General features: G+C 72.7%; 7 protein-coding genes and 1 pseudogene. 5 read left to right on the top strand and 3 right to left on the bottom strand.

Going from position 1 to position 6,611, the window contains the following annotated elements; translation table 11 throughout:
- Positions 1-287: 287 nt before the first annotated feature.
- On the top strand, positions 288-908 hold the full coding sequence (locus tag V6U82_RS05795) for a hypothetical protein (protein WP_334459644.1): 621 nt from the start codon (positions 288-290) through the stop codon (positions 906-908).
- Between the two features lie 181 nt (positions 909-1,089).
- On the opposite strand, the gene V6U82_RS05790 is transcribed toward V6U82_RS05795, so the two are convergent.
- Entirely contained in the window at positions 1,090-1,869 is a 780-nt protein-coding gene (locus V6U82_RS05790) for a D-Ala-D-Ala carboxypeptidase family metallohydrolase (RefSeq protein WP_128138385.1), read from the bottom strand.
- 256 nt (positions 1,870-2,125) lie between these two features.
- On the opposite strand from V6U82_RS05790, the gene V6U82_RS05785 reads away from it, so the two are divergent.
- Together V6U82_RS05785 and V6U82_RS05780 are read left to right on the top strand one after the other, a co-directional pair.
- Positions 2,126-2,767: a DUF6642 family protein gene (locus V6U82_RS05785; RefSeq protein WP_091419014.1), complete on the top strand. Its 642-nt coding sequence runs from the start codon at positions 2,126-2,128 to the stop codon at positions 2,765-2,767.
- 32 nt (positions 2,768-2,799) lie between these two features.
- Positions 2,800-3,264, top strand: coding sequence for a PPOX class F420-dependent oxidoreductase (locus V6U82_RS05780; RefSeq protein WP_030272926.1), 465 nt, complete (start codon positions 2,800-2,802; stop codon positions 3,262-3,264).
- A gap of 46 nt (positions 3,265-3,310) precedes the next feature.
- On the opposite strand, the pseudogene V6U82_RS05775 reads toward V6U82_RS05780, so the two are convergent.
- Positions 3,311-3,951: pseudogene (locus V6U82_RS05775) on the bottom strand (NAD(P)-dependent oxidoreductase).
- 55 nt (positions 3,952-4,006) lie between these two features.
- A complete protein-coding gene (locus tag V6U82_RS05770; RefSeq protein WP_128138388.1) occupies positions 4,007-5,239 on the bottom strand; it encodes a serine hydrolase domain-containing protein in 1,233 nt (410 codons plus the stop codon).
- Between the two features lie 55 nt (positions 5,240-5,294).
- On the opposite strand from V6U82_RS05770, the gene V6U82_RS05765 reads away from it, so the two are divergent.
- Both V6U82_RS05765 and V6U82_RS05760 read left to right on the top strand, forming a co-directional pair.
- Positions 5,295-5,888, top strand: a complete 594-nt coding sequence (locus V6U82_RS05765) for a pentapeptide repeat-containing protein (protein ID WP_128138389.1) — start codon at positions 5,295-5,297, stop codon at positions 5,886-5,888.
- Positions 5,889-5,969: 81 nt separating this feature from the next.
- Positions 5,970-6,422 (top strand): pyridoxamine 5'-phosphate oxidase family protein, encoded by a 453-nt coding sequence (locus V6U82_RS05760; RefSeq protein ID WP_334459635.1) that lies wholly within the window; start codon positions 5,970-5,972, stop codon positions 6,420-6,422.
- Positions 6,423-6,611 lie beyond the last annotated feature (189 nt).

Here is a 6,611-nt window from a genome sequence, read left to right as displayed (position 1 = left end):
CCGAGACCTCTACCGACGCCTCGAAACCCCACCCCAGCCACTTGACGCGTCATAGGAGCGTCGCGCAGAAGCTCTCATTCGTGATAGTTCCAAGAATGAGAGTGTCGGCTCCAACGCGTGCGTCTCCTGCCGACCGACAAGGCGGGAACGGTGTCACGGCGATCGGGCCGGCCGAACTGCTCGCCGCGTGGCGGGATTGAACTGCTGCCGTTCCCGGGCCGTACCAGTGGTCGAGGATGTGGTGCGGCCGTTCCGCCGTACCGCTGCCGAGCTGCGGGAGGCCTGCCGTGCGAGTTGGTGAGCAGTCGACGGATCCCATCGACCAGATCCTGGGCGAGGTGCCGGTACCGGCGCCGTTGACCCCCGAGGACGTCCGCCTCGCGGTCCGGGCGGTGGTGGTGCACGCCGCCGAGGAGTGGCCCGCGGGGCCGAAGTGCCGCAACGACGGGTCGTCGTTCCCCTGCCGGTTGCACCGCTGGGGCCGGCGGGTGCTGGAGACACACGGTCTCAACGACCGTCAGATCGACGCGCTGATCCGGCACGGCAACCCGTTCGTGCACGTGCCCTTCCCGTTCGTGCTGACCGGTCCGTCCGGCGCCCGTCCGGCCGCCGGGCAGGTCGCCCGTCCGGCGGGTCAGGGGGGTCGGCCGGGCGTGCCCGGTCAGGTCGCGCGTCCCGGCGTACCCGGTCAGGTCGCGCGTCCCGGCGTACCCGGTCAGGCCGGACGCCCGGTGCCGGGACAGCCGGCGCGGGCGGTGCCGGGTCAGGCCGCCCGCCCCGCCGCCGCGGCCCAGGCGGCGCGCGGTCCGGTCCCGCGGGTCGCCGCGCCGCCGGTCCGGCCCGGTCTGCGACCCGTCGCCGCCCGGTCGGCGCCCACCGCCCGGCCCCGCTGGCCCCGGGCGAGCTGACTCCCGCCGCCCGGTTCCGGGCGGACCGCCCCCCGGGCCGCCGGCCCGGGGTGAGCCGGCGCCCGGCGCCCGGTTCCGGTCGCGTCGACGCCCCGTCGCGGAGCGGCGTCGGTCGCCGGAGCATGCCGACGGCGGCCCGGCCGGGGAGCCCCCACCCCCGTGCCGGGCCGCCGTCACCGCGTCACTCGACCCCGCAGTCCGGGGCGGACCAGTCCCTGGTGTTCGACGTCTTGTCCCGGTTGTTCTCCCGCCGCGAGTCCACGTGCGTGTGGTCGTCGTGGTCCGGGTAGCCGGGCCCGTAGATGCCGCTGAAGCCCTGGTCGCGGGCGGACCGGGCGATGTCGCAGAGGCTGCGGTGCTTGGCAATCAGGTCGGCCGCGTTGCCGTAGAGGTGCTGGCTGTCCGCGGCGCCGCCGACCTGCCGGTTGCAGGCGATGCTGCGGAAACCGCTGGTCACGTAGAGCGGCTTGTCGCCGAGGCTGCGCCGCAGCGCCTCCAGCTTCCACATGGTGCGCAGCGCGTTCTCCCGGGTGGCCGACGAGGAGAGCGGCCCGCCGGCCCACCCGCCCTTGCCGCAGCCGTTGTCCAGCTCGGCGTAGCTGAAGTGCTTCGGCGTGCAGTCGCTGTCCTTCTGCAGGTCGTAGATCTTGGCGAACGTCTGCGGCCCGGCCACGCCGTCGGCGCGCAGCCCGTACGCGGCCTGGAAGCGCTTGACCGCGGCGGCCGTCTCCGGGCCGTACACGCCGTCGACCCGGACGATGCCGCCGTACGCGGCCCAGCCGGCCACCCGGATCTGGAGCTGCCGGACCTCGGCGCCGGAGCTTCCCTGGGACAGCGTCCTGTTCCAGGTGTAGCAGCCGTCGGCGTGCGCCGGTGGCGCGGCCACGACAGTCGCCACGGCGGCCCCGGGCAGGGCCAGCGCGAACGCGACCGCCGCCCGCTTCAGGGTGTTGACGCGCACAGAGTCCTCCCGATGTCAGAGCGGAACTGGGATGGGACGGGCACATCGACCGGTACGTCCCGTCTCTTTCACCGTGACAGGTGCGAGGATTCTTCGTGGTGATTAGCCGAAATTGTTCTCACATCGGGCGTTTGCTGGTTATGGGCTGTGAATAGTGCCTGTTTGCGTACGCGCCGCCGAGTGTCGCCCGTCGGAGGTGAGCGGTAACGTCTGCTCCCGGACCGAGCGGCGACCTCGACGGGCGGGGAGGTGGGCGTTGGCGCGTGGCGGCGTGTTCTGCGTCGAGGGGCAGTGGCACCGCGACCTCAACGAACGAGGATCCGTGCTGCCCACGCTCGACCTGCTCGAACGACTCGGCCGCATCCGCTACATCCACAAGGACGCGGCCACCCGCGACGAGCTGTTCTACTTCGTCGACCGGTGGCTGCTCAAGCAGTACGCGGATCACCGGGTGGGCTTCTTCGCCATGCACGGCGAGCCGAGCCGCCTCTGCCTCACCGACTGGGACTCGGTCGAGCTGTCGGACGTGGCCGAGCGGATGGCCGGCCGCTGCGAGGGCCGCCGCCTCTACTTCGGCAGCTGCTCGGTGCTGCGCGCCTCCGACGCCACGCTGCGCGAGTTCCTCGACGTCACCGGCGCGGCGCTGATCTGCGGCTTCACCCGCGAGGTGGACTGGGTCGAGTCGGCCGCCTTCGAGACCGTGCTGCTCGACGTGCTCGCCAACGGGCAGCGGCACAACGCCGCCGAGGTGCGGATGCGCTCGGCGCACTGGGCGCCGCTCGCCGCGTACCTCGGGTTCCGGGTGATCTACGCCAACGGCCGTGCCTGGCGGCCCTCGGCCCGCCCCCGGGTGCCGGAGCAGGTCACCGCGCAGCGGGCCGCCGGGCGTCCGCGCTGAGAACGATCGAGGCGCCTGGTAGAACCGAGGGCATGGCACGCAGCATCGCGAAGAACACCCGGGTCGACCGGGACGCCCTGATCGAGTTCCTCCGCCCCCGCCACCACGTCGTGCTGATGACCACCCGCTCCGACGGTCGCCCGCAGTCCTCCCCGGTGGCCTGCGGCGTGGACGCCGAGGGCCGCCTGGTGATCTCCACCTATCCCGAGCGTGCCAAGGTCGCCAACATCCGCCGCGACCCGCGCGTCTCCGCGTGCGTGCTCTCCGACGACTGGAACGGCCCGTGGGTGCAGGTCGACGGCGTGGCCGAGGTGCTCGACCTGCCCGAGGCGCTGGAGCCGCTCGTCGAGTACTTCCGCAGCATCTCCGGCGAGCACCCGGACTGGGACGAGTACCGGTCGGCGATGGTCGCGCAGGGCAAGTCGCTGATCCGCGTCACGATCGAGTCCTGGGGCCCGATCGCCACCGGTGGCTTCCCCGCCCGGCTGGCGGACTGAATCAGCACGCGCCGGATCAGCACGCGCCGGATCAGTACGCGCCGGATCAGTACGCGACGGTGAACCGGGTGTTGCCGAAGCGGGGATTCTCGATTTCGTCGACGATCGCCACCGCCAGGTCTCGTAGGTGAGCACCGAACGGCCCTGCGCGTCGGTCACCGGGTGGTCGGTGCCGGTGCGGTAGTGCCCGGTCCGCTCGCCCGGGTGGAACTCCAGCGGCGGCGGGGAGACGTACGTCCAGGTCACCCCGTCCGCGCTGGTGCGGTAGAACTCCAGCGCGTCGGCCTGGCCGTGCGCCGAGTCCCGGTACTCCTCCGGGAAGTCCGGCTCGTCCAGGTAGCGGGTGCCCTTCGGGGTGAGCAGCGTCGAACCGCCGCCGACATGGATCACCCGGGGCGGGTCCGGCAACTCACGGAGCGTGTCGACCAGCGTCCGCGCGGCGTCGCGCCACAGGTCCCGCTCGCCGCCGCCGATGGCCACCACCAGCACGTCCGCATCCTCGGCCAGTTCGCGTACGCTTCGCGCCGAGGTCGCGTCGCCGGTGACCGTGCGTACGCCGGCGGGAAGGTAGCCGACCGCCTCCGGACGCCGCACCGCCGCTGTCACCCGGTGCCCCCGCTCGGCCGCCTCGGCCGCGATCCGCGAACCCGCCGTCCCGCCGGCGCCGAACACGACGATGTCGCTCATGCCTCACAGGCTAGGCAGCCCACCGGCGGGCGGCGGGGAGTTCCGCCGAACCGGCTCAGTCGACGATCGCCGAGTAGACGAGCTGGCGCAACTGGCCGCGCAGCGGGTACGTGCTCGACGGCATCAACTGGGTGAACAGCAGCGCGGTGACCTCCTCCACCGGGTCCACCCAGAACGCGGTGCTGGCCAGGCCGCCCCAGTAGAACTCGCCGACGCTGCTCGGCACGCGCGACGGCACCGGATCCAGCACCACGGCGAAGCCCAGCCCGAAACCGATCCCGTCGAGGATCGTCTCGGCGAAGCCCTCCGGCGAGAACGAGGCCAGGTCCCGGTCGCCGGGCAGGTGGTTGCGCGTCATGAAGCGCACCGTGCGGGGGCCGAGCAGGCGCACCCCGTCCAGCTCACCACCGCGCAGCAGGAACTGGGTGAACCGGTGGTAGTCGGCCGCCGTGGAGACCAGCCCGCCGCCGCCGGAGTGCCAGGTCGGCTCCGCCAGCGCGGCCCGGCCCACCCTGTCGGCGCGTACCGCCTGGCCGGTTGCCGGGTGCGGCGAGTAGAGGGCGGCCAGGCGCTTCGCGTCCGCCGCGTCCACCCACCAGCGGGTGTCGGTCATCCCCAGCGGGCCGAGGATCCGCTCGGCGAAGAACGCGTCCAGCGACTGCCCGGAGATCACCTCGACCAGGCGGCCCAGTACGTCGGTGGAGACGCCGTAGTTCCAGCTCGTGCCGGGCTGGAACAGCAGCGGCAGCCGGGCCAGCCCGGCCGACGCCGCCGCCAGGTCCGCGCCCGCCGGCACGCCGAGGTCGAAGCCGGCCGCCCGGTACAGGCCGTCGACCACCGAGACCTGGGCGAAGCCGTACGTCAGGCCGGCGGTGTGGGTGAGCAGGTGCCAGATCCGGATCGGCTCGACCGCCGGCACGGTGTACGGCTTGAGCACCGAACCCCGGTCGTAGACGCGGACGTCGGCGAACTCCGGCAGCCAGCGGCTGACCGGGTCGTTCAGCTCGAACCGGCCCTCCTCCCAGAGCATCATCGCCGCGACCGAGGTGATCGGCTTGGTCATCGAGTAGATGCGCCAGAGCGTGTCCGGCTCGACCGGCGTGCCGGCCTCCCGGTCGCGCAGCCCGTACGTCGAGGAATGGGCGACCTCGCCCCGGCGGGTGACGACGATCTGCCAGCCGGCGAGCCGGCCGTCGTCGACGTACCGGGCGAAGTGCTCGTCGATTCGCGCCAGCCGGGCGGGATCGAAGCCGACACGGCCGGGGTCGGTGCTCACGGTGACACTCACGACGCGAACCTACCCGCAGGTACCGCGGCCGGGAAGTATCACTAGGGTCGGTGGCATGCCCGAGCCGGTCGAGGACGTCACCTACCGCCAGCAGGACTGGTACGCCGAGGATCTGGCCGACCGGCACTTCGTGCGATGCGAGTTCTTCCACGTCGACCTGACCGAGGCGGTCAGCCGCGGCGCGGTCTTCACCGACTGCGTGTTCGGCAACGTGGCGTTCAACGCCTCCCGGCACACCGACTCGGCGTTCACCAGGTGCTCGTTCAGCAAGTGCAACCTCTTCGAGGCCGAGTTCACCGGCTGCAAGCTGGTCGGCAGCACGTTCGACCGCTGCGACCTGCGCCCGCTGCGGGTCGACCGGGGCGACTGGTCGTTCGTCACGCTCGCCGGGGCCGACCTGCGCGGGGCGCGGATCACCGACGTACGCATGCGGGAGGTCGACCTGACCGGCGCCGACCTGACCGGCGCGACGCTGACCGGAGTGGACCTCTCCGGCGCCCAGTTGCACGCCGCCAAGCTGATCCGGGCCGACCTGCGCGGCAGCGACCTGTCCTCGCTCGACCCGACGGCGGTGCAACGTGCCGACGCGCGGATCGACGCCGAGCAGGCGGTGGTGCTGGCGCAGGCGCTCGGTTTCCAGGTCGGCTGAGTCCCCGGGGCGGCCCGGCCGGGTCGACTCGGCCGGGAAAGATGCCGCAGATTGTCAGGTTTTCCGGACACACTCGGGCGCATGACATGGTGGTCCGACCTGGTGGCGGCCGAGCCCGGGTTCGCGGCGCGGGTGCGCGCCCGCTTCACGGTCCGCAAGCACGGCACGATGGCGACAGTGCGGCGGGACGGCTCGCCGCGGATCAGCGGCACCGAGTTCGACTTCGGTGACGACGGGCAGCTGCGGCTGGGCAGCATGGCCGGCGCGGTCAAGGCGCTCGACCTGCGCCGCGATCCCCGGGTGGCGCTGCACAGCCCCACCGAGGACGCCCCGCCGGACGACCCGTCCACCTGGGACGGGGACGCGAAGATCGCCGGCCGGGCGCACGAGGAGCCGCCCGCCGAGGACGGCTCGCACCGCTTCCGGATCGAGCTGACCGAGGTGGTGCTCACCCGGGTGGGCGACCCACCCGACCACCTCGTGATCGAGAGCTGGCACCCCACCCGAGGCCTGCAGCACCGCACCCGCCACTGACCCACCGCCCTAACCGCCCCGCCCGCCCCCGCCCCGCCCCCGCCCCCGCCCGACCCGGGTTGATCATGAAGTTGGCGGCAATTGGTGTCCGGTTTGTCGCCGCCAACCTCATGATCGACGGGGCTGGCTCTCCCGTGGGGTGAGTGGAGCCCTTTGGGGCGTGGGAATTGCGCGGACTGATGCCTTCTC

The sequence above is a fragment of the Micromonospora sp. CPCC 205554 genome (assembly GCF_036902745.1).
Taxonomy (GTDB): domain Bacteria; phylum Actinomycetota; class Actinomycetes; order Mycobacteriales; family Micromonosporaceae; genus Micromonospora; species Micromonospora tulbaghiae.
The sequence above is the reverse complement of the archived record's forward strand: the minus strand, read 5'-3'. Positions and strand labels throughout refer to the sequence as shown.